Genomic DNA, 23461 nt, shown 5'->3' on the forward strand with positions numbered 1-23461 from the left:
GTTTTTGGGTGCTATTTATCGTATCCACGATGTCCGTACTAGCCGGACTACTGTTCTTATTTTTTTAAAGTATTTTTACCTGGCCCTTCAAACTGGCTAGTCCATGACGCGTGAAATAGATGCATACTTCCTGCAGAAACAAGAACCTATCAAAAGTTACTTGCTGGCGTTGAGAGACTATATCCTGACTTACGATGAAAACATAACCGAAGCATGGAAGTATAGAATGCCCTTTTACTGTTATAAGGGAAAAATGTTTTGTTATCTCTGGACGCACAAGAAATATCACCAGCCTTACCTTGGCATCGTTGAGGGAAATAAATTAAAGCACCCTGAACTCCTACAGGAGAAAAGAGCGCGAATGAAAATACTTCTCTTTGATCCGAACAAAGATATTCCTGTAAAAACGGTTCATTCAATTCTAAGCACTGCCCTGAAGTTATACAAATAGGTAAGCCACTGCGACGGCGTACCGTCAATATAAAAATAGATTGCTAGGTTTGTAAAAATCCAAAATTATGCTTCTTGTATTGGCGGATGATTTTTCAGGAGCTGCCGAGATTGGTGGAGTAGCCCACCGTTACGGACTCAAGACCGAACTCCAACTTAAGCTCAATCTGAATTCTACAGCAGACATTGTCGTGTTCGATACCAACACCCGGTCCATCAACGAAGCAGAGGCCATTACGAAAATTTCAGAAATTGGACATTCAATTAAAAAATGGAACAAGCCACTCCGGTTATTCAAAAAGATAGACTCCGTGATGCGCGGACACCTTGTTCCGGAAATCAACGCACTACAGGATCAACTACACTTTAATACCGTGTTGTTGTTGCCGGCCAATCCGGTTCGCGGCAGAAAAATTATTTCAGGAAACTATTTTGTTAATGAAACACCGATCCATGAAACTGTATTTGCCCATGATCCTGATTTTCCTGTTACCACATCACATGTTGCATCCCGTATTGCCGCTTATCCATCGAAACTAAAACATGTACATCTATCGCCAAACAAGAATCTTCCGGCCGCGTCAATAGTTACCGGAGATGTGACATCTAAAGCAGACCTAAAGATGTATGTTGCTTTAACCAGCGACAAAGATTTGTGTTGTGGTGCTGCCGAATTGTTTGAAGCCTTTCTGGAATATTTGGGTTACAAAGCAACCGTTAAAAAACCCAATGAAGTACTTGCTCCTCTACCATACACCTTAATCATCAATGGAAGCACTGTAAAAAATCTAACCGAGAAGGTATGGTATCAAAGATACAGCATTCCGCAGCTTCCCTTTCCTGGTCTGGTTAAAGAAAATAATGTTGTGTTCTCCAAAGAGGAAAACTCTGCATGGTATAAAACAATAGTTACCACGTTGCTCACCAGCCAGTCCGCCGTGATCACGATCGATCATCCCGTTCAACATGACAAATTACTTTCTGAAAAGTTTTTAAATTATTTTGTTGAGCTGATGCAGTATATTACCGGCGAAATGGATATGACAAGGATTCATTTTTGCCTGACCGGAGGTGCAACTGCATCGGCTATCATAAGGCAGTTGGGCGAGGGTACCTGGTCGGTAAAAGAGGAAATTGTCCCGGGCGTTGTTACGTTAGTATTAGAAAACCAGGGTATGCTCCATGGAATTTTTACCGTTAAACCCGGAAGCTACCCCTGGCCAGCATCTTTATTAGAAACTTTATTACCTATTATAAAATAAGTACAATGGAAAAGAAACGCCCCATCTTGGGGATCAGTGCAGGAGACCCCGCTGGTGTCGGACCGGAGATTACAGCTAAAGCGCTTTCATTAAAAGAAATTTATGCGGTATGTAAACCGCTCGTTGTTTGTGATGCTAAGATCATAGAGCAGATCATCGGAATTTGTGGATTGAATTTGAGTGTGAATGCAGTGACAAAACCCGACGAAGGAAAATATGAATTCGGAACCGTTGACGTTCTGGATATGCATAACATTGACGAAGCTACATTTCGCTTCAATGAAGTTTCGGTCATGACAGGCAAGGCTTCTTTTGAGTATGTAGCGAAGGTGATTGAATTGGCGAAATCAAAAATGATTGATGCCACCATCACCGGTCCCATCCACAAAGAAGCTATTCAAAAAGCAGGATTTCATTTTGCCGGTCATACGGAAATTTACGCTGCGTTAACAAACACTAAAGATTACACCATGATGCTGGCCGATGGTGGATTCAGGGTGGCACATGTGTCTACGCATGTATCATTGCTGGATGCCATCAAGCGGGTCAAAAAAGACCGCGTTTTAAAAGTCATCCAACTTGCTAACGACGCCTTAAAAAAGATTGACATTAAAAACCCGAGAATCGCAGTAGCAGGTTTAAACCCACATGCCGGCGAAAACGGATTGTTTGGTAAGGAAGAGATAGATGAAATTTTGCCAGCCATTGAAGAGGCAAAAAAATTAAATATTCATGCTGAAGGGCCTTTTCCTCCCGACACCATCTTTCCAAAAATGAAAGGTGGGCAATATGATATCGTCATCTGTATGTATCACGACCAGGGACACATTCCAACAAAACTTTTGGGGTTCAATTACAATCACGAAAAAAATACTTGGGAAGGACTATCAGGTGTAAACATTACCCTGGGCTTACCGATCATCAGGGTATCCGTTGATCATGGCGTTGCTTTTGACAAAGGGGGCAAAGGTGAGGCAAATCCCGAGAGTATGATACAGGCGATCAGGTATGGAGCGAGGTTGGCGGGGAGTGGTGATCGGTAATGGGTAATCGGGTCGTGGGGTAAGGGCGGTTCTTTTAAAAAACAAACGTCCCTTTACATAGGAAACTTCAACGCTTCGAGTGTGCTGGGTCCTTTTTAAGTCAACGTCCGTTCATATAGGAAACTTCAACACTTCGAACCTCAACACTTCAACACTTCGAACCTCAACACTTCAACACTACACGCATGAAATTAAAAGCAACCATTGAAAGAATCCCAGGAGGAATGATGATCGTTCCGCTTTTCATTGGCGTGTTGTTGAATACATTTTTTCCGGCCATTCTGAATATTGGAGGACTTACAACTTCTTTGGCAAAAGGTTCAGGTGCATTGATTGGTGCATTTCTGCTTTGCATGGGTGCCGGCATTAATATAAAATCAACCGCCATGGCGTTGAAAAAAGGTGCAGCCGTAACCCTTGCAAAATTTCTCGTGGGCGCGCTTCTGGGAATTGGGGTGGCCAAATTTTTTGGGAGCGAAGGTGTCTTCGGATTATCTGCGCTGGCCATTATCTCAGCCGTAACAAATTCTAACGGTGGTTTATATGCAGCGCTTGCTGGCGAGTTTGGCGATGAAACAGATGTAGGTGCTATTGCTATCCTATCGCTGAATGACGGTCCATTCTTAACGATGATTGCTCTGGGGACAGCGGGTCTCGCGAGTCTCCCCATTCTTCCATTTATTGGCGTCGTGCTTCCCTTGGTCATCGGAATAATTCTCGGTAACCTCGATGAAGAACTTCGAGACTTTCTCCTGAAAGGCGGTATGATTTTAATTCCATTTTTTGCGTTTGCGTTAGGTGCAGGTCTGAACTTGCGTACCATTGTCGAGGCTGGCCTTCCTGGCGTTTTGCTAGGTGTGATTACTACTTTTTTTGGAGGAATTTTCAACGTGCTTGCCGACCGCGCCGTTGGTGGCACCGGCATTTGTGGCGCAGCTGCGTCAAGCACCGCTGGAAATGCAGTGGCTACTCCAGCAGCCATCGCATTAATTGACCCCTCGCTAGCGCCTATTGTGAACGTTGCAACTTCCCAAATTGCGGCGGCCGTTGTTACGACGATTATTTTTACGCCGATTTTAACCCAATTTATTGCCAAGCGCGTGAGAAGGTAAGCACATCTTCATTAAGATTAATCCACTTGTTCATCTTGCGTGAATTCAATATGTCAGTGTTCCTATTATAAAATACAGCCTTATACAATACCGTAGGAATGTTATATCGGTAGCACTCATAAAGTCCACAACACAAACGCCGTAGGCCTAATATTTTGATTCAATATGCCTATGCTAGTATCAATGTTCTCCACCACCATAATATCCCACACAAAGAAATACCGGCTTATCCCAATGCCGTAGGCATGCTATATCGGTAGCACTCATAAAGATCCACAACACGAATGCCGTAGGCATGGTATATCGGTAGCACGCGTTTTCCTACACCATCAGAATGCCGTAGGCATGATATATTCTATCACAACAACGCATACACTCAAAAATTAACACCTAAGCCTAAAAAATAGCAATCGGTCGTCCAGGTGATCCTGTCGCCCCTTTCAACCGAAGCGGTGTAAACACAAACAAAAACTTGTAGATCTTTTCATTTTGAAATGTCGAGAAATCCATGGTCTCAAGATTAAATATCCCATTCTTCATGGTTATCTCTGAATGAACTTTTGCCTCCGGACCATCGAGGTTAGCATCCGATCCAACCATAGAAGGTTTACGAGCAATCACCCATTCAATGACGTCATTTCCAAGATACGCCGGACTTCCAGACGTTGTTTTAGCATCTGGCCAAATTCTCCACCATCCTAAATTAAATAATAATGCATCTCCCGGTTCGATGTCGGATTCTTTCAAACCTTGCTTAGCCAGTGCGTTGCGAACATCATCCAATGTAATCGCATATCGTTCGGGCAATGTATTCACACCTTTATAACCAGCAAGATCAATCAAAATTCCCTTGGTAATGATCGGTTTCACATTTTCAACACCGAGTTTCTGCAGGCCATAAGGGCCTTTCATTTCTTGCGTAGTCACGCCGTTATAAAATACCTCCGTGGTACTGCCGTCCGCCATCTTCATACGCTTACCCACGTGGCCGGGACCATCAAACTGGGTTCCCACCTGCCCGATCTCAGCCGCGACAAATTCATCATTGTATACGATTTGATCTTTGTTCCCAGACTCGTGCGTAGGAAACGACGGAATAAATATATTGTAACTGCGGTCCCCAACCAACGGCATCCCACGTTCGTATACATGCCCCAGCTCATAAACTTTTCCCGTCTTCACCAACGAAAGCGCCTTCACTATTTTTTCAGGCGTTATCCAATTCGATCCCCCCGACTGATCATTTGCACCCCAGATAGGATGAGGCCACCATGGACCTTTCTCTTTAGTTTGTGCAAGTGAGTGGAAGGAAATCGCAAGACATATGCCTAGTATTCCGAAAGACAAAGAGCGTTTCATATAAGTATATTTGGTTAGGTTTGAAAACTATGCCGGTGGATGGAAGACTTGCTTTTAATCAAAACAAGGTTTGATGCCTTTTAAATATAATAATATTTGCACTTGCTCTCATGGATTTTGGAATGGAAAGAAAAAATCAACATCTCACCTGTATTAAATTGTCGGGAGGCTTACACCTGAATTCATGATGATCGACAAGAGACACAAAGCAATTCAAAATAATCTCGAATTATATAAGACTATACTTGGTTCGCATCAGATAGATTTTTTTGAAACAGATGACCTCTGGTATTGTCTCGAACAAACACCACCGCTCTACTCCAATCTTATCACCAAAGAAAAAACGTGGACTCCGGATTCCATCTTTGAATCGATAAACCGGATTTACGAAACAAAGCAATGGACTGAATGGTCCGTCAAGGACAGCTTTGGCACCCTCAACCTAAATAGTTATGGGTTCTTAAAACTTTTTGACGCACAGTGGATTTATCTACCTTACAAAAACTTCATAACACGCAACGATCCTCGTATCCAATTTGAAATTGTTAAGGATGAGGAGAACCTCTTAAAATGGATTCAAGCATGGGAAGCCAGAGAAGCCGAGTCGAGGGGAAATAAGATTTTTAAATCAACACTGCTCGCTAACCCCAATGTTTATTTTCTAGCAGCATATCAAGGAGCACAGATCGTTGGAGGATGCCTGATAAACACAACAGGCAACGTAACAGGCATATCAAATTCCTTTGGGCCCGAACGCGATATTCATTATTGGTCTGCCCTGATTTCATTTGTGCTCGAAAACGTTACAACACAAGATATCGTCGGATATTTTGGAAACGACTTAATTCCTCTACTCACGTCATTGTCGTTCGAAACGGTTGGCAGCTTATCAGTCTGGCTAAAAAAGGAAAACAGCTGAGCATGGGTGTCAACAGGTAATCTCTGATCTTCCAAAACATAAGATATCCACTCGCACGTAAACACGCTTCCAGCCGTTGGCACCCGATTAAACCCATTGCTGTACTTCCCGCTCACACCTTGTAATTTTAGGAAACGAACATTGCACACCACACAAATTGAGTCTAATATTAGTCCCCCAAAACCATAAACCTTAATAATACTATGAGTGTGAAACTCCTGTTGAATGCAATCCTGAATCGTACGAATTTAGTTTTGCTCATTGTTTTTCTTCAAGCCAGCGTTCTTTTCGCTCAGCAATTAGAGCCCGTTGGAATTTTTGACCATCACCAAGATGTCGGCGATCCTAAATTAAAAGGATCTGTTGTTTACGATCAGGAAAACCAAACCTACACCATGTCCGGTGCCGGAAAAAACATGTGGGCGACGGAAGATCAATTTCATTTTTTATGGAAGAAGATTAAAGGCGATTTCATGATCAGGGCCACCATCAAATTTATTGGGAAAGGCACCAATCCCCATCGCAAAATCGGCATCATTGCGCGTGAAAAATTAACCAAAGATGCCCGGTATGCAGATGCCTGTGTACACGGCGATATATTGACCTCGTTACAATACCGCGAACGTGAGGGCGATTCTACCGACCAGGTTGAAGTTTCAAGCTACCATCCAACAGACATTGAACTGGAGCGTGTCGGGAACACGTTCACCTTCTCTGCTGCCGTTTTTGGAGAACCCTACAAATCCGTATCAAAAGACATTGCCTTTACGGAGGAAATATACGCCGGGCTCTTCATTTGCTCACACGAGGAAGATGTGATGGAGAAAGCTGTTTTCAGCAACGTACAAATTATCATTCCCCCTGCTAAAAACTATATTCCTTACCGCGATTACATTGGGAGTCACCTGGAAGTGATGGACATTGCAACGGGTCACAGAAAAATTTTACACAGCGCACCCAACTCCCTCCAAGCGCCCAACTGGACCCCCGACAATAAATACCTGATCTTTAATTCCGTAGCGCAAGGTGAAAACCTGCTATATAAATATGACCTGAAGACCGGCGAGATTTCAAAACTGAATACAGGTTTTGCTACACAAAATAACAATGACCACGTCCTGTCGTATGATGGAAAGATGTTGGCCATCAGCAACCACGTTGGACCCCAAAGAAAATCAACCATCTTTACACTGCCTGTAGGTGGCTCCGATAATCCGACCAAAATTACTTCTGAAGAAAACGGCCATTCTTATTTGCACAGCTGGTCACCCGACAATAAAAAACTGGTTTTCACCGGCCAGCGGAATAATGAATGGAACATTATATCCATTGACATTGCCACGAAGAAAGAAACAGCCTTAACCGAAGATGCAACCCTGGATGATGGCCCGGAATACAGTCCCGATGGCAAATACATTTATTTCAATTCCGTTCGCACCGGCACCATGCAGTTGTGGAGAATGAAACCGGATGGGAGCAACGAAGAGCAAGTGACGTTTGATGAATACAACAATTGGTTTCCGCACTTTTCTCCCGATGGAAAATGGATCCTGTATGTAGCCTTCCCGAAAGAAATTGATCCTACCAGCCATCCATTTTACAAGAAGATATACTTAAGACTGATGCCTGCTGCCGGCGGTATTCCAAGAACCATTGCTTACATCTACGGCGGACAAGGAACTATCAACGTGCCAAGCTGGTCACCTGATTCCAAGAAAATTGCTTTCGTAAGCAACTCCAAACTCGATCATCTCAAAAAATAACGGAACCGTTGCGCCTTCATTGCGCCGTTGCGTCTTTGCGTGAAATTTCAACCGCAAAGACGCAACCCCGCGAAGGGAAGCAAGTCGTTTTACAGCAAGACGCTCAAACAATTCCTCCATGCGTACCACTTTTACTGCTATCAAAACACTGTTTATCGGATTGATGCTGCTCAACTTCATAAGCTGTGAGAAACAATCAACTGACATTGATCGCGTCGCGTCACTGTACTCCGACACACAAGTGATTTCAAACATCGAATACATTAATATCGATCAACGAGTTTGAAGCTGGATGCATACGTTAAAACAAAAAGATTAGGCGAGCCGCCCTGGGTTAAATATTCCGAAGAACGCAAACCAACGTTACTGTTTCTGCACGGCGGTGGCTGGACCAGCGGTGATAAAATATCCCGTTCACTTTTCTTGATGCCTTATGTCGACAAGGATTGGTGTGTCGTTACCGCGAACTACAGACACCTTGATCAAGGAAATCTTATTGAAATTTGTCGCGATGCCCGATCCGCGCTTAACTGGATTTACGACAACGCGGCGAAGTACAAATTTGATACAACAAAAATTATTGTCTCTGGTGAGTCCGCTGGTGGTCATTTGGCATTGATGACAGGACTGAGCACGGGCAATGCTTTATTTAATCAAGGCAACATCAAAGCCGAACGCAAATTAAAAGTAGCAGGCATCGTAAATTGGTTTGGTGTAGTCGATCTAAAGAAAGCATCCGAAGGATGGGAAGCTGACTATATAAACCAAGTTGCGCCCAACGCTTCAGACAGAGACAGCATATTGAGCGTAACCTCACCCATACAATATGTAACAAAAGATTCCCCTCCCATCATGACCATTCACGGCGACCTAGACACCTCCGCTCCATATGATCAAGGCGTGTTGTTACACGACAAATTAAAAGAGCTTGGCAACAAAAATTATTTCCTGACCATACCCGGAAAAAAGCATGGTAATTTTGATGACACCGAAATGACCATGATTCACAAAGACATTTGGAAGTTTTTGAAGGAGATTGGAGTGGAATAACCTCATGGCGGCTTCAAATCCGTTACGGATAAAAAAGAAATATGCGAATTCGCATACCCGTGGTTGGCTAAACGTAATAGGTATAGTAACTTGTTGTGGGCAAGTTTTACTGGAGAATGGGACATACATCTAAGAGAAAATATTTGGACTCGGATTTTTACTTGTGTTAGTAGTTGGACTTATACTTCCGCAGAACTTTGAGAACCCGGTCGACAAGGCTGACAAGAAAAGCTACAATTCAAAATCGTTTTGGTTTTACCCTTGGGGAAAATCGGGGACACATAAGGGTGTCGACATTTTTGCTAAAGAGGGGACGACTGTTAACTTGTTCTTTTCGCGGGAGAAATTGAAATAGGAGGAAAAGTAGTTTTAATTGTGGGACCAAAATGGAGACTGCATTACTATGCACACTTAAGGGACATTGACACTGGACTTTTTTCATGGACTAGTAAAGGAGAAAAGATTGGGACCGTTGGGACGACAGGAAATGCAAAAGGAAAGTCACCTCATCTGCATTACTCGATTACGACTTTGGTTCCTTATCCCTGGAGAATTGACGGAGACGAACAAGGATGGAAAAAAATGTTTTATCTTAATCCAATTACCTATTTAAAGTAGTGCAAGTAAAACCAGCCCACAACAACAGGTTTATGAAATGGCGGGGTGTATTTTAAGATTTAAGTTTTATCTTTCAATCAACGTTCGGCTGTGGCCGACAATTCAGTTTTTCAAACTCCCGCCACTTCATAAACCCAAGCGTTAGTAGACATTGGCATAAAATTCGTTTCTGCCAGACGAACGCGCAGAATTTCAAAGAACGAAAATCCCCGTTACCTAATTCGTTTTTCAGCTCGTGCCAAATTTCCAATGGGATCACTCGATTAAGGTACTTAGCAACTTGCAAAACTTCTTGCGGCCGAAAGATGCGAATGTATCTGAAAGAAATACACGCTCTCATCCCGGAACTTTACAGTGTGAATGTGTTTACCACGGCACGCTTTTAAATCGGCTTCTGGTTCGCAGGACTTTGACGATTGTAGTTCCCATAAAGTAAATTAGTGACCTACTCGGAGTACCTCACGGAGAAAAAGGCAAATGCTTAGTTACCAAAATAGAAATACACGTACTCATCCCTGGAACTTCGAAGTGATGCGTTACCTGATCAACGGCTACTAACAATATTTATGTAACATAGTGGCGCGCGGATTGAAAGTGAGAAGAAATTTAATTATTTTGAAGAGCCGGCGCATGGTGTGTGTGAGTTAAAAGATAGCCACTACGTCACATACATCGGCGTTGTGCAACATGCGGCTCAAGAGAAGAAATGGGACGATTATGATAACATCGCATTCCGCAATTGGGTGCATTCTGACTGCAATCTTGGTGGTATGTTGTGTCCCGAAGGACCAGCAAATTATTTACAGAGAGCCATCCTCAATAAGACAGAGTAAGTCGCGACTGGATAGTATGTATAAGGACTCATTAATGGTCTTCTTTGAGCAAGGGTTTAATGGTACCTTGGTAGAAATAAAAAGGCAAGATAAGGTCATTTACCAGGAAAAGTTCACCACCGCTCAAGAGATACAATTAGCAACTGTAAAGAACTTGGGATATAACAAGGAGGTTCGAGAATTCAGCGTAAGAATCAACAATGGAAATGAGGTGCCGATAGATCGAAAGCATCTTTTAAATATGTTGCAGTCAATTACGTCAATGATACTATATATATTGACTTCTTAAAATATTATCCGATGTATGAGTAGCATTGCCGCACGATGCACAACAACAAATATGCGCCATTGCAGTTTTGTTGTTAATTTTGAAAGGAAAACTACAACGGCGCATATTTAGCGTTGTGGGCAATGCATTTGACATGAGGAACGTCATTCTATTTTTAGTTTTATCAAGCTTTGTTGCTTGTAATCGTCTTCAAAATAAGGTTGATGCCGAAGTAAACGAGAAATTGACCGAGATTTTTCATGAAAATGATCCGAGACTTTGGGGAAAAGTTGAAAATGTATTCTTCAACAGGCTGTCTGCTCTTGGACTCTTTGAGAAGGAGAAAGATACTCTAGATGTTTTTATTGACTTCATTAAATATGTGCAAGATCAAGGTTACCCCGAACACTTCTACCTAGACTACGGTGATCCGCATACGGTTCAATTGATCGATGAATTAAAAGAAATCGGTTACGTGGAAGAAGACGAATCTGCTCAAAAATTTCTTCATAATATTTGTAAGCCAATTATAGAAAGTTATAATTACACCAATACACATGATGTTATTTATAATTATGGGTCGTATGACCCAGATTCTGTTAAGCTCTCGTATGATTTGTCAGTTTTAGTTACACCGACAGGTTTTGGAAGACCTAACTTAAAACGGAAAGGACTGTATAAGGTACAGATACTATTTTATTTCAGCAGGATGATTAGAAGCGACAAAGGTAGGCAGTTGCACAACCCACAACATTAAGTATAATGCATATGCACGTTCATTTTGTTATATGGGCTTCTACTAGTAACTTTATTAGCAATGCTTGACCGTGATGTGGTTCCTATGTGCATACGCATCATACCAATATCGTTGTGGGTAATTGCTAACAACTGACATGAATAAGAACCTTTTCATCCTGACCTTTCTATTACTTCTTTCATGTGGAATAAGGTCGACTGACCCATCGACGTCTTCCAAGGACTCTTTGAAAATTTCAAAGTTAGAGGACGGAGAAGAGTTTAATGAATTCTTCGAGAAATTCACAACAGACTCGTTGTTTCAGATCGAACGAATAAAATTTCCGTTTCGTGTACTATGGACGACTGAAGACGGAGAAACAGTTCATGAGACAGCTAAAGACGATTGGACACATTCGACATTCTATTACGAAGACAGTTATGCTTCGCGACAGGTGGACGCTTATACACAAGAGACAAAGAATTACGGAGATACTATAAAATTAGAGCTCAGAGGTGTCGATAATGGAATTTTCGTAGACTATAATTTTGTAAGGCAAAAGGGTAAATGGATTTTGGTTTCTGGAAAGGGCTTTTCGAACTGAGCCGCAACTACCCACAATAAATAAGGCTTCGCGTGGCCGGCACGGCCCAGCGTGAAGCCCGTGTTGCACGGGAGCTTCGGTAGCGGGGAGTACTGTTTTATTTTTATGGGGATTGGTATGAATGTCGATACTATCTTATCCAACGGGATGCATACCTGTGGTGAGCAAATTAGCAAGATGGGTTTTTCATAGCGTTCTTTTTTGGTTCAATTCATTTATGCTGTCATCGTTTTCGTTCTTTTTATGGTATTTAATCAAAGCAGTAGCTAACCATAGCCCTCAGGAAGCCTGACATTGAAAATGTTTTGCAACGATATCCTTCATCATCGCAGCATCCGGTGGTCCACGCCTGTCGAAGTTAAATACGGTGATCATCGTAAGTTTCTTACAAACCGGACAAGCATCAGGATTATAACCCAGATGTTCTGTGCTGATCTGTTTCCAGGATTTCTCTTTCGGAAACTCGTAGCGACTCTCCAATTGCTGATGAAGCAAAGGCAAAATGTATTGCTTGCAGCTACTACTTAAGATTCCATAATGCCGGATACGGACAAAGCCCCTGGGTAAAATGTGCATTGAAAATCTGCGAATGAATTCGATAGGTCGCAAAGACATTTGTTTGACTTTGCTCTTATCCCGATAGTCTTTGTACCGAATAGTCACCCGATCATTTTGTACATCGACAATACGATGATTGGAGATCGCCACTTTGTGCGTGTATCTCCCCAGATATTCGATAACATGCTTGGGACTTCCAAACGGACGCTTAGCATAAACTACCCACGGTGTTCTGAATAAGGCATTATAAAAAGATCGCTCCAATCCTTTGAATTTGTTACGCAGTGCTGTCACAAAACGAGCACGAAAGACTTCACTCAGGGAATCGACAGGAAAGAGGTATTTTCCTTTATTACGCGCCTGTTTCCACTTGCCCGCAGCAGTCATACCGCCTCCCGGAACAATGCAGTGAAGATGCGGGTGAAGTGACAAATTCTGTCCCCAGGTGTGGAGTATGCTGATCATGCCCGTATCAGCACCAAGGTGTTTTTTACTGCCAGCAAAATCACGTATTACACTCCAGGCTGTATCAAAAAGTATTTTATATACTACAGCCGGTTCATATAAGCAAAGCTTATTGAGTGTTTCGGGCAGCGTGAACACTACATGAAAATAAGTTGCTGGAAGCAACTCCGCTTCTCTGGCTTGTATCCATCGCTCCCGTTGTATTTGTTGGCACTTTGGACAGTGCCGGTTCCGACAAGAGTTGTAACTAATGCGCACATGATTGCAGGAGGTGCATAGGTCTACATGTCCACCCAGCGAAGCGGTTCGGCATCGCCGGATAGCATCCAGTGTACGCAGCTGCCAGGTGTTGAATTGATTGGAGCGTACCATTTCCTTCCAATGTGAATTGATCACATCGGAGACTTCAAAAGCCGGACGCAAAGCTTACCGTTTTTGGTAGAGCCTATCCAGCGGGGAGAATGCCGTCTGTCGGCCCAGTTGGGCTACATGCAGATACACCATAGTGGTTTCAATGTGCGCATGACCCAGCAACTCTTTGATCGACACAATATCAAGACCTTCTTCGAGCAAATGCGTAGCATAGGTATGGCGTAGGGTATGCACCGTCACTTGTTTTTGAATACCACTTTTACGAGTGGCCTCGCGGACTACCCACTGAACTCCTTTTTGCGAAAAACCTTCATGTTTATCTTTTCCATTGAAGAGCCATTTATGAGGAACTTCTGAGGAGAGGTATGCCTTGATTCCACGGCAAAGATTTTCACCGATAGGAACATAACGATCCTTCTTTCCTTTGCCTTGTCTCACGTGAAGCATGTTGCGTTCAAAATCAACATCTTTGATTAGCAGTGAACGTGCTTCATGGCACCGAAGTCCACAGCCATATAATACGCCAAGCAGAACACGATGCTTGAGTAGCTCCGGAGTTTTTAACAACAGCTTCATCTCGCCGGGTGATAATATTACGGGGAGTTTATTATCACGTTTGATGGTAGGGAGTTGAATAGCTCGTGCATCGCGACGTTCGCAGCGAAACAAAAATCGGAGACCGTAGACAGTGTGCTTGAAGAATGACTCCGACGATGTTGTATTCCTCTTCTTCACCATGAGCAGATATTCTTCGATCTGCTCTATGTCCAGTTGAGAAGGAAGCGTATTAAAATGCAGTGCCACATGAGCGATGCAACGCATGTAATTATTGAGTGTGCTCAGGCTTTTTCCCCCAACGATGATTTTCTTTTCAAGCTGTTTGTGAAGCTTTTTGAATCCTGTTACCTTAGCACAAGCACGCTGAACCAAGGTAGCCTCTTGTTGTTTCATGATGTTCATAGCTGTATTGTTTTTGTTTATTGCTATAAACAACTATGAAGTGCGCAAGAGCTACCGAAGGTTTAGTGCAACAACATGTATGCGCCATTTAAATTTTTATTATTTTTAACGCCAAGGTAAATTTAAACAGCGCATACATCGGCGTTGTGCGCAACCGTAAAAACTGACATGAAACAAGTTTGGATTTTACTTACCGGTTTCTGCTTCTTAACAATTGTGGCATTATTGTTTCTAACCATTGACATAGAAATTGTAGTAATAAAATGGGCTATACTTATTCTATTCATAATAGGACTAGTAAGACTTGCTTACTACGACAGTAAATTAACTTTTCTAAGGAGTACGACAATATTGATACTTTTAGGAGTATTATATTATTGGAGGTCCGACTTAGACTTGTCGCGTAACTGGACACCCAGAATTACTGTCTATGAGAATAAGCAAATTAGAATTAGGACAATTGAGCTTCAGACAAGAGGGACAGGAGAATGGCCGGAACAACGCATGATTGATCGGTTTTCAATTATTCCGTGTGTTTATTGGAAAAAGGAAATTGATAAGGCGACAATAACAAAGATGGATACGCTGACATGGAGAAAAGTAAACCGCAAGATCGAGCGAAGCGGCAGCGCACAACAACCGCTATAATAATACATATGCTATATTGTAGGTTCTTGAAGTGTGTGCTATTAAATTTCGCCAGCAATGGGGACAAAGATGTAGGTATTTACACGCATACGTCTTATAGCTAGGTGTTACCGACCATTACAATGAGAATATGCCTTACTATCATATTTATTATTGCGACCCTTTCGACTAAAGCCCAGAAAAACTTTTCCGTTAAAACTGACAGCTCTATCGTCAAGACGGAATTTTATCCCGGAGGTAGAGAAGTAAGGGAAACAATTAATGACAAGGATTTAGTCTACTACAAATTTTTTCGCAACAATGGACGTGTGGCAACGTCTACAGCAACCTACGACAAGAGTGGTAGACGTATTGGCATAGCGAAGGAATATACTGACAGTGGAAAATTACTGTATACAATTGATCACGACAAGGGAATATGGACAGTTGCCAATAAAGCGAGCTATCCATTCTATGACTTGCAAGCAAAAATGAAGAAAAGAGCTGACAGCCTTATCATTGAAATGTACGGGAAACGTTTTTTAGAAAATCATGTAGTTTGGAGCGTAGATGGATCTTATATCTACAATGAAAATGAATCAGGTAACTGGACAGATAAGCTTAAACTAAAGCCAAACAAATTTCTTTTCCGATATGATGTCAAGTTTGACAAAAATCACGGTTACGATGACCTTATAGAATTTGAGCTGGATGCAAAAGGGAAATTCATTCCTAGCGTATCGGAACAGATTTTTGGGTTTGAGAAAATTGACAAGAAACAACATCAAGGATTTCAATTGTCCCTTGACAATGCATTGAGAATTGCCAAGCAGAATGGCCTAGTAGAAAATGACAGCGCAAAAGCAATGTCATTTCTAAAGTGGGAGGGGTTTAATAAGCCAACCCTTTACAACGGACAATTTAGGTTTTACGTGATAATTAAAACTAAAACCCTGAAGAACTTAAACCCCAATGGACGTTCCAATGTGACCGACAAATATGACGTCTATAGCTTCAATCCATGGACAGGGCAATTCCTTGAAAAGAAGAAGATGAAATCAATTAGTTCTTGGGAAGAACATAGCGGAAGCAGTTCGGGCCTTATACCTGACGACATGTAACGGCCGGTAACAATGCATATAAATCATGCCGGCAGAATTGATGATTAATTATTAATTTGGACTGCCGGCGCGCTTTATATGCGTACGTTGGCCGCAACCCGCGCTGGACAAAGTAGCAACTAATGAACACGACAGACGCAATACTTAGGAAATACAACTGGCCGACTAGGACTACTTCGACCGATACCGAAGTGTTGGACATCGAAAGAGAAATTAGATTTGAATTACCCGCAGACTACAAGGACTTTCTTTCGAGATACGGTGGACATGAAACACAGATTGGAGAAGAATATATTAAACTCTGGGACAAGGAAGACTTGCTTTCATTGAATCGAGGATATGAAATTTTTGAAAATCTGCCACGAACAATTGGGATCGGTAGCAACGGAGCGGGGGAATTTATTGGAATTGAAAAACTAGATGACGGACTACTTAGAATTATTTTAACACCATTCATCGACTTGGACAAACAATATCATATTGAGATTGGGTCTTCCTTCACTGACTTTCTTTTGAAATTGGACGAAGGAGAAAAATGGTTTAAGGACATTGAAAAAGATTCGTGAAGCGCGGACAGCTGCCAACAAAGTATATAAAACATGGCAGCACTGTTGATTTATTATTATTAACTTGAAGTGCCGCCACGTTTTATATACTAACGTTGTGTGCAATGCAGAGTGACAATATGATGAAAAGACTTTTAATATTTGGAATCGGGACATCGTTGATTCAAGTAATTGGTTTCTACCTTTTGATCTTAATTGTCTATTGGTTTGCAGCAGCAATAAACTACTCAAGTATTGATTCAAGTGGGGACTACAATATGTTATTTACGGCAATACTATTTGCGATTATTGTACTTATCCAAAATGTGTTTGCTGCAGTAATAAACAGGAGAAAAGTAACCTACGTGCTCATGGTACTCGCGATTGTATCTTATACCGCTTCTCTAATTGATATAGGAATTTCAGTACCTTTTAAAACTGGACTCTGTATGATACTTGGCATCGTAGTGTTAGGTGTCAAAATGAGAATTGACGATAGACTTGTTAAATAATTTTCACAATAGCATTGCACACAACAAAGGCTAAAAATTAGACTTTATGGACAATTCATTCTGGATACGGCGGGGCTGACGCAAAAGTTGAGTGGGTAGCAAACAGAAAAATCAGAATTCGTTTTGACAGTAAAGCACAAGCGTTTAAAAAAGAGACCAAAGTAAAAGGAATCGAAATCACATACGAGGAGATTCGCTGATGACCAACAGCCCAATAGATCGGCGTTGGTGGATTTAAAATGACAAAGTCGAGAACAGAAATATTATCAGGCCACTGTTCATTTTAGCTTTAGGGCTCCCTTTGCTAAATGACTTTTATCTGAATATGAGTTGTCTAATTATTTAACGGGCGAACATGTTTACAAGAGTTAATCTAAATTAAATCAATTATGAATTTTTCCAGATTAGTTCCTAATGTCTATTATCAGGATATTAAAGACGGGTTAAAACTATTTATTGACTGTCTTGAATTTAAAATTGGACACGAAGAATTGAAGTCGGAGAATCCATTTTGCGTTATTGAAAAGAATGGGTTGCAAATGTACCTTTTTCAGCATGTAGAATTAGCCAAGCAGCATAATCCTGAATTTCGACTTCAGACACATAGTATTGATGAAGTATACAAAAATGTAAGTTCATCACATCCGGAATATCTGCATCCCAATCTTAATAAAGTAACGCTTCGCCATTGGGGAGCAAAAGAATTTGCTCTGCGGGATAACCAAGTATGTATCGTTATTCAGCAATGGTGAATACTTAAAAAATTGAAACACCACAACAACCGCTAACAACGAACTGTGCTAAAATCCAAACAAAAAATATTTTCATTTTTCAATTATTTTTGAGGGCGGTCGAAAATAAAAATATTAATGAATGCCTGCGCGAACACGCTTTGGTAATCATCGTAATACATCTTCCAGATTATGGAGAACAGCAATAAAATTTTACAGTCAGCCTTTAAGCGAAGTAATCTACCATGAGATAGACAATGAGAGGAAAGAGAATTTTTAGAATTATCATCGCATGTATCTTAACCTTCTTTGGTACAAGAGCGCTTATTGGAATAATGGCTGGGGATTTTGCCTATTCGTTAATCCCAGGATGGCATACCATTATCTATCCGCCGGCAATGTCTCTAACCGTATTAACGGGAATCCTGCTGGTCTTGACGTTAATAGTGATCGGGCTCTACAAGTGTGTATCCCTATTGGTTGCTGCTGTTTTCGACAGGTTAGTAAAGAGGAAAGATTAGAGATTGTGCGCCTTAACAAAGGAATTGTAGAAAAAGATATCGCAGTGTAGGTAGTAAGCATTGAAGTGTGAAACATCGATTAACAAAATTGATAGATGTATTCATTGAATTGGCGTTTTACGAAAAAGCAATCCAAGTTATCGCAGCACCGTCAATCTTAGTACTAAAGCCAACTAGCCAACTGGGGAGGAGAAGTTACCGATAAGCCAACTCAACGTTGGACTATCCACCCACATAAAATCTGCAGACAACATAATCGGCATCCAAATACTAATGACTCATACAGTAGCAAGTAGCAACAGAGTCCTGTAACGAAATGCCTTAATCTTATTTGTATTTTTTAAGAAATTCTTTTACGACATCAGGCAGGGCTTTTATTATTTTGTCTTTCATAGATTGAATAAATGGAAGTCCCCCTCTTACTGTAACGGCTTTTGTTTTAAAAGGACTTGGCCAATTAACATAAGCCGAACTTTTGCCCTCATACCTGAAATCGGTCGCTTTGTTGGGAGGCATATTTCTGACCAATTCAGGGACACCCGATTTATCAGGATCTATTTTATAAGCAACAATTCCATTGAAAAACTGGATGCTGTATACGAACTTAAAAAACTCAATACATTCGGAATTTATAGATTGAGGAAATCTGTTCTTGTATAAAGAAACTGCGCTTCCAATTAGAACATCTGTTGCAGCTTTGGAATATTCAAGAAATGAATGATTACCATGACTTGAAAAATCGTTCATAAAACTTGTTGCCGTATCTTCAACCACGATAACACACCTTTTTTTTGCAACTCTAATGGCCTCATTAACCGTTACGATCTGTTGAAAGGATTGATGGCCGCCATCATCTAATAACACATCAAAGCTTCCTATCTTTTTGAGAGTCTCCTGCCAAAATTTAGGATCTCCCTGGTCCCCAATATAAATCTCGAAGCCGTGATCATTCCATTTGGCTGCGGCAGGATTTAAGTCTACACCAATGATCCTCGCTTTGTCTCCAAGCCAACTACGCCACATAAACAATGAGCCTCCATCAAGAATGCCGGTTTCTATGAAAGTACATTCTGTATCACGGAGGTAGCTAAATAATTCAGCATATGCCGGGAAATAAGAGGTTATTTTAACGGATGGGTGAGGGGAATTTTTCCAGCATTCCAGTAGGTCTTTAAATGCTTGATCAGGTTGTTGTATCACCCTTTGTGTTTCCATTCTGGCGTTCATTAACGTATCCTTGTTTGATCTATAGGTTATGTTTCAAATATCGCACTAATTTCTATGAAAAAAGCTATTCTCAGATGTCTTTCCCTCAAATGGCACGCGAATGGGTTCTGTGCTACGGCTTCTTTTGTGATCCAGCCTCGACGTAGTTAGAAGGAATAGTTTTTTTCAACTAGATGTATTAACTTTGAAATACAAAGTACTTTTAATTCAATACAAACTCGATGCATTTATTTAAAAATTACCATCAGTTTTTCATACCGATAGTAAAGTCTGGTAATAAGTTTAGAAAAACATGGTTGCATAGACTTTATGTCAAATAAGTTAATAACATCAAAAACACATTCATGACTATACTTTCTAAACTCGAACAACAGTACGAGGAAGCAAAGAGAAACAAATGGCTTCGTTACTTTGCCATTTTTTGCCGCATAACGTTAGCCCTGGGGTTCATTCCGTCGGGAATAGTAAAAATTATGGGTGAACGGTTCACTGACTTATCCGCTAATCATCCATTGGGCCAATATTTTGACGCATTACACCTTACAGGATATTACTATACGTTTATCGGCGTGGTACAGGTTATAGCTGCACTTTTGCTATTAATTCCAAGAACAGCCCTGCTGGGTGCCCTGATTTATTTTCCCATAATCCTGAATATTTGTATCCTGGCTTATGCCGTTCGATTTGAGGGCACCCGCATCACAACGCTGATGGTACTGGCAAACTTATATCTCTTGGCTTGGAATTATGACCGCCTAAAATACATTCTGCCGTTTAAACAATTTAAAGACAACAGCACAACTAAAAAGATCGCACTGAGCAACAAGTTTCCTTTTGTGTTTTTTGGATGTGTTCTTGCCACCGTAGCATCGGTAATATTAATAAACCATTTTCTATACAATATCCGGCCCGGCAATTCTGTGCTTGAATGCACTAATTCATGTATCAATAGTGAATACCCGAATGCTTGTGGAGATTTTTGCGATTGTATCTATAATCAAGGCAAACCTCTTGATACCTGTTTAAGTGAATATGAGAAAGCAAAAGAACAACACCAATAACTTGATAAGGAAACGCTCCAGATCATTCACACGAAAAAGAGCAAACCTACCCTAAGAATGTAACCAACCTTTCTTCCATACAATCACAACAACTTTCAGGCTGCCGGTTCGTTTCAATCTTTTATGAAAAAACTTGTCGCCGCGATTATACTCCTCACATTTACCTCTTGCTCAGAAGATGTCCCGGTTAAACAAGCAGCGGGATGGACCATTTATAATACCAGTAACTCGGCGCTTAGCAGTGATCAAATCCAGGCTATCGTTATTGAAAATGATATCAAATGGGTCGGCACTCCCGCCGGATTGACAAGAATTGACGGCGATCAATGGAGCACGTTTACAACAGCAAATGCGTCACTCCCTTCTGATTTTATCACCTCAATCGCGGTTGACAAATCGGGTAATACCTGGGTTGGAACCGATAAGGGTTTAGGTAAGTATGACGGCACAGTGTGGTCGGTAAGTGAAAAATTTGCAAATCAATTTATTACCAAACTCCACTACGACAGCCGTTCAAATATTTTATGGATCGGAACGGATAAGGGATTAGGAAAATATGATGGCATTGCGTGGGAACGCTATGATGACCCCGAATCTGCATTGATGGATATGTACGTCAGTTCACTTGCAACAGCCTCCGATGGCACGTTATGGATGGGTTCATTTGACCATTTTGCATTTGTAGGAAGGTTGCTAAAATACGATGGTGACTCGTGGACTTCTTATAAGCTTGACCAACGCAATTTAAACTCATGTTTTCCAGATGTACTGGCCGTTGATTCAGAGAACGTTGTCTGGATGGGCGTAAAAGGTACTATGGGTGGAATGGTCGTGCGCATAGACGGCGACAGATGGGATATTTATAATCGATTTACTTCAGCTCATTTTGGTGGTGGCGGTATAACTGCCATTACCCTGGCAGACAACGTAAAATGGATCACCAGCTCAACAGGCATTACCTGCTATGACAATACCACATGGAGGAGTTTTACAAAAACCAACAGCGGATTGCCCGATGATCACATCCTCACAATGGTGATTGATAAAGCTGGCAATAAATGGTTTGGCACACTAACGAATGGGCTAGTGGTATGGGCGGATGGTGCAAAGTCAAAACGGTAACGCTAACCTTTCGAGCTACAGGTTGTTTAAATTACTACATTCTTCGGAACTTGGCGTTTAGCATTCATACATTGTAATCAAACATTTTTTTATGCAGTCAAACCTCCTTTGGGCGGGACGTGAATATTACTCACTGGAAAACTGCCTGGTAAATACGACCGACGAAGGCTCGGAAATCGATTCGATCATTGTTGGCAGGTACGAGGAAAAGATCTACCGGGTAGCCTATAAAATCAAAACAAATCAACATTGGGAAACCATTTATTTTGAAATCCATAGTCAGCATAGCGATCAACGAAAACACATTCTATTTGAAAGCGATGGTAAGGGCAATTGGAAGGTCGATGGCAAACACGCTGATCAATTCAAAGGATGTATTGACGTTGACATTCCCTTAACACCGTTTACAAATACGTTGCCCATTAACAGACTCAAATTTGCACCGGGTGAAGAAAGACAAATACAGGTTATCTATGTCAACCTTTTAGAACAACAAATAATACCCGTTAAACAGAAGTACATCCGCCTTTCAAAAAACGAATATCACTATGAGAATATTCCCAACGACTTTGAAGCAAAGATCGAAGTAGATGAACTAGGATTTGTTGATGATTACCCTTCGTTATTTGTACGATCAGCTATATTAATGTCAAACTATCATTAGCGTTGGGATACAGATATATATTTAGAACGATTAAAAGAACCACCTCCCGGAATAACACACACCGTTCGGAAAACTTGCTACCCCATTTCATACACGGCTATTCCCCGCCTGATGTCAACGCTTTCGTAGTTGAGCTCAAATGGATTTCCCGTCTTTTTTGATCCTTCGGCCCTGGTTCAAGCAGGTTTTTTTCAACCGCAAAAAAACGACAAAACCTCAAAATTTGGAGAATTTTCGTTTTTGTGCGTTTGTAGAGCATTAAAGTTCCTACACTCTTACTACAGATTGCTTATTTATTGCCTATAGTTTATGATCCGATGGATTGGCATGCTATATTTGATCGTCTTTTTAAAATCACGTCCATGGCCGAAGCTACAAGCACCCTACACAGACACATCAGAGGAGCAGTCGGGGACTTCATTTTTCGTAACTACAATGGTAAAACCATTGTTTCCCTGCGTCCTGTCTATAAGAATGAGACTAATACCGAAGCCCGACGACTGGCACGCGACCGTTTCAGGGAGGCTGCAAACTATGCGAGCAATGCTATGGAGAATCCAAAGCAGAAAGCGTATTATCAACAAAAGGCGCGGCAACTAAAACTGCCCAATCCTTATACCGCGGCCATAACAGATTACTTACGAAAAGCAAAGGCTGTCGCCTTCAAACCTTCCAGCTTTAGTGCACGGAAGGGAGAAACGATCATCCTCCGGATATCCAAAACTGTTTTTAAGATCAGCAGGATCAAGGCCATGTTATGTGACCAACAGGGTAACGTACTAAGCGAGCAGCATCTGACCACAACGGGCGATCAAAAGTTATTCTATTTAAAATTCACCGACGACTTCCCCGATTTCGACAAGCTTAAAATCACAACGGATGAGCCGGGCGACCAGGAGTACGCCATTCATCGTTCAGCATTCATCATCCCTAGCCTCGAATTAGTGCCTCAGTAATA

At 41.4% G+C, this 23461-nt stretch carries 25 protein-coding genes; 21 read left to right on the forward strand and 4 right to left on the reverse strand.

All coding sequences use genetic code 11. The features are described 5' to 3' along the window. Nucleotides 1–103 precede the first annotated feature (103 nt). From P2W71_RS20150 to P2W71_RS20165, 4 genes are all read left to right on the forward strand, one after another. Entirely contained in the window at nucleotides 104–451 is a 348-nt protein-coding gene (locus P2W71_RS20150) for a DUF1801 domain-containing protein (RefSeq protein ID WP_276373127.1), read from the forward strand. A 67-nt stretch (nucleotides 452–518) separates the two neighbouring features. After that, a complete protein-coding gene (locus tag P2W71_RS20155; RefSeq protein ID WP_276373128.1) occupies nucleotides 519–1712 on the forward strand; it encodes a four-carbon acid sugar kinase family protein in 1194 nt (397 codons plus the stop codon). A 5-nt stretch (nucleotides 1713–1717) separates the two neighbouring features. Then, nucleotides 1718–2755, forward strand: coding sequence for a 4-hydroxythreonine-4-phosphate dehydrogenase PdxA (gene pdxA / locus P2W71_RS20160; protein ID WP_276373129.1), 1038 nt, complete (start codon nucleotides 1718–1720; stop codon nucleotides 2753–2755). Between the two features lie 185 nt (nucleotides 2756–2940). Further along, entirely contained in the window at nucleotides 2941–3867 is a 927-nt protein-coding gene (locus tag P2W71_RS20165) for a 2-keto-3-deoxygluconate permease (protein ID WP_276373130.1), read from the forward strand. 396 nt (nucleotides 3868–4263) lie between these two features. On the opposite strand, the gene P2W71_RS20170 is transcribed toward P2W71_RS20165, so the two are convergent. Then, nucleotides 4264–5226, reverse strand: coding sequence for a cyclase family protein (locus P2W71_RS20170; RefSeq protein ID WP_276373131.1), 963 nt, complete (start codon nucleotides 5224–5226; stop codon nucleotides 4264–4266). Between the two features lie 184 nt (nucleotides 5227–5410). Between P2W71_RS20170 and P2W71_RS20175 the strand changes: the two genes are divergently transcribed. From P2W71_RS20175 to P2W71_RS20210, 8 genes are all read left to right on the forward strand, one after another. Beyond that, complete coding sequence (locus P2W71_RS20175) at nucleotides 5411–6145, forward strand: hypothetical protein (protein ID WP_276373132.1); 735 nt, start codon at nucleotides 5411–5413, stop codon at nucleotides 6143–6145. Between the two features lie 203 nt (nucleotides 6146–6348). Further along, nucleotides 6349–7908 carry a biopolymer transporter TolR gene (locus tag P2W71_RS20180; protein ID WP_276373133.1) on the forward strand — a complete coding sequence of 520 codons (1560 nt, stop codon included), beginning with the start codon at nucleotides 6349–6351 and terminating at the stop codon, nucleotides 7906–7908. A 118-nt stretch (nucleotides 7909–8026) separates the two neighbouring features. Next, a complete protein-coding gene (locus P2W71_RS20185; RefSeq protein WP_276373134.1) occupies nucleotides 8027–8194 on the forward strand; it encodes a hypothetical protein in 168 nt (55 codons plus the stop codon). Beyond that, on the forward strand, nucleotides 8191–8958 hold the full coding sequence (locus P2W71_RS20190; RefSeq protein ID WP_276373135.1) for an alpha/beta hydrolase: 768 nt from the start codon (nucleotides 8191–8193) through the stop codon (nucleotides 8956–8958). Before P2W71_RS20185 ends, P2W71_RS20190 begins: the two co-directional genes overlap by 4 nt. Nucleotides 8959–9333: 375 nt before the next feature. Beyond that, nucleotides 9334–9576, forward strand: a complete 243-nt coding sequence (locus P2W71_RS20195) for a M23 family metallopeptidase (protein WP_276373136.1) — start codon at nucleotides 9334–9336, stop codon at nucleotides 9574–9576. Between the two features lie 717 nt (nucleotides 9577–10293). After that, nucleotides 10294–10698, forward strand: coding sequence for a hypothetical protein (locus P2W71_RS20200; protein ID WP_276373137.1), 405 nt, complete (start codon nucleotides 10294–10296; stop codon nucleotides 10696–10698). A 79-nt stretch (nucleotides 10699–10777) separates the two neighbouring features. Continuing rightward, nucleotides 10778–11434 (forward strand): hypothetical protein, encoded by a 657-nt coding sequence (locus tag P2W71_RS20205; RefSeq protein ID WP_276373138.1) that lies wholly within the window; start codon nucleotides 10778–10780, stop codon nucleotides 11432–11434. A gap of 136 nt (nucleotides 11435–11570) precedes the next feature. Beyond that, nucleotides 11571–12017: a DUF4348 domain-containing protein gene (locus P2W71_RS20210; RefSeq protein WP_276373139.1), complete on the forward strand. Its 447-nt coding sequence runs from the start codon at nucleotides 11571–11573 to the stop codon at nucleotides 12015–12017. A gap of 279 nt (nucleotides 12018–12296) precedes the next feature. Here the strand turns inward: P2W71_RS20210 and P2W71_RS20215 are convergent, their stop codons facing one another. Beyond that, nucleotides 12297–13463 carry an IS91 family transposase gene (locus P2W71_RS20215; protein WP_276373140.1) on the reverse strand — a complete coding sequence of 389 codons (1167 nt, stop codon included), beginning with the start codon at nucleotides 13461–13463 and terminating at the stop codon, nucleotides 12297–12299. Nucleotides 13464–13466: 3 nt separating this feature from the next. After that, nucleotides 13467–14372 carry a tyrosine-type recombinase/integrase gene (locus P2W71_RS20220; RefSeq protein ID WP_276373141.1) on the reverse strand — a complete coding sequence of 302 codons (906 nt, stop codon included), beginning with the start codon at nucleotides 14370–14372 and terminating at the stop codon, nucleotides 13467–13469. Between the two features lie 168 nt (nucleotides 14373–14540). Between P2W71_RS20220 and P2W71_RS20225 the strand changes: the two genes are divergently transcribed. The 5 genes from P2W71_RS20225 to P2W71_RS20245 all read left to right on the forward strand — a co-directional run bounded on the left by P2W71_RS20225 (nucleotide 14541) and on the right by P2W71_RS20245 (nucleotide 18429). Beyond that, nucleotides 14541–15020 (forward strand): hypothetical protein, encoded by a 480-nt coding sequence (locus P2W71_RS20225; RefSeq protein ID WP_276373142.1) that lies wholly within the window; start codon nucleotides 14541–14543, stop codon nucleotides 15018–15020. Nucleotides 15021–15142: 122 nt separating this feature from the next. Beyond that, nucleotides 15143–16120 (forward strand): hypothetical protein, encoded by a 978-nt coding sequence (locus P2W71_RS20230; RefSeq protein WP_276373143.1) that lies wholly within the window; start codon nucleotides 15143–15145, stop codon nucleotides 16118–16120. Nucleotides 16121–16242: 122 nt separating this feature from the next. Continuing rightward, complete coding sequence (locus tag P2W71_RS20235) at nucleotides 16243–16686, forward strand: SMI1/KNR4 family protein (protein ID WP_276373144.1); 444 nt, start codon at nucleotides 16243–16245, stop codon at nucleotides 16684–16686. 880 nt (nucleotides 16687–17566) lie between these two features. Beyond that, on the forward strand, nucleotides 17567–17929 hold the full coding sequence (locus P2W71_RS20240) for a hypothetical protein (protein ID WP_276373145.1): 363 nt from the start codon (nucleotides 17567–17569) through the stop codon (nucleotides 17927–17929). Nucleotides 17930–18165: 236 nt separating this feature from the next. Further along, nucleotides 18166–18429 (forward strand): hypothetical protein, encoded by a 264-nt coding sequence (locus P2W71_RS20245; protein WP_276373146.1) that lies wholly within the window; start codon nucleotides 18166–18168, stop codon nucleotides 18427–18429. A 327-nt stretch (nucleotides 18430–18756) separates the two neighbouring features. Here P2W71_RS20245 and P2W71_RS20250 read toward each other — a convergent pair whose 3' ends face one another. Next, nucleotides 18757–19644, reverse strand: coding sequence for a hypothetical protein (locus tag P2W71_RS20250; protein WP_276373147.1), 888 nt, complete (start codon nucleotides 19642–19644; stop codon nucleotides 18757–18759). 356 nt (nucleotides 19645–20000) lie between these two features. Between P2W71_RS20250 and P2W71_RS20255 the strand changes: the two genes are divergently transcribed. From P2W71_RS20255 to P2W71_RS20270, 4 genes are all read left to right on the forward strand, one after another. Then, complete coding sequence (locus P2W71_RS20255) at nucleotides 20001–20717, forward strand: DoxX family protein (protein ID WP_276373148.1); 717 nt, start codon at nucleotides 20001–20003, stop codon at nucleotides 20715–20717. A gap of 123 nt (nucleotides 20718–20840) precedes the next feature. Beyond that, nucleotides 20841–21839 carry a two-component regulator propeller domain-containing protein gene (locus tag P2W71_RS20260; RefSeq protein ID WP_276373149.1) on the forward strand — a complete coding sequence of 333 codons (999 nt, stop codon included), beginning with the start codon at nucleotides 20841–20843 and terminating at the stop codon, nucleotides 21837–21839. A gap of 91 nt (nucleotides 21840–21930) precedes the next feature. After that, entirely contained in the window at nucleotides 21931–22503 is a 573-nt protein-coding gene (locus P2W71_RS20265; RefSeq protein WP_276373150.1) for a putative glycolipid-binding domain-containing protein, read from the forward strand. 362 nt (nucleotides 22504–22865) lie between these two features. Then, nucleotides 22866–23459 (forward strand): hypothetical protein, encoded by a 594-nt coding sequence (locus tag P2W71_RS20270; protein ID WP_276373151.1) that lies wholly within the window; start codon nucleotides 22866–22868, stop codon nucleotides 23457–23459. Nucleotides 23460–23461: the final 2 nt, after the last annotated feature.

The organism is Chryseolinea sp. H1M3-3 (genome assembly GCF_029360725.1).
In the GTDB taxonomy this organism is placed as follows: domain Bacteria; phylum Bacteroidota; class Bacteroidia; order Cytophagales; family Cyclobacteriaceae; genus Chryseolinea.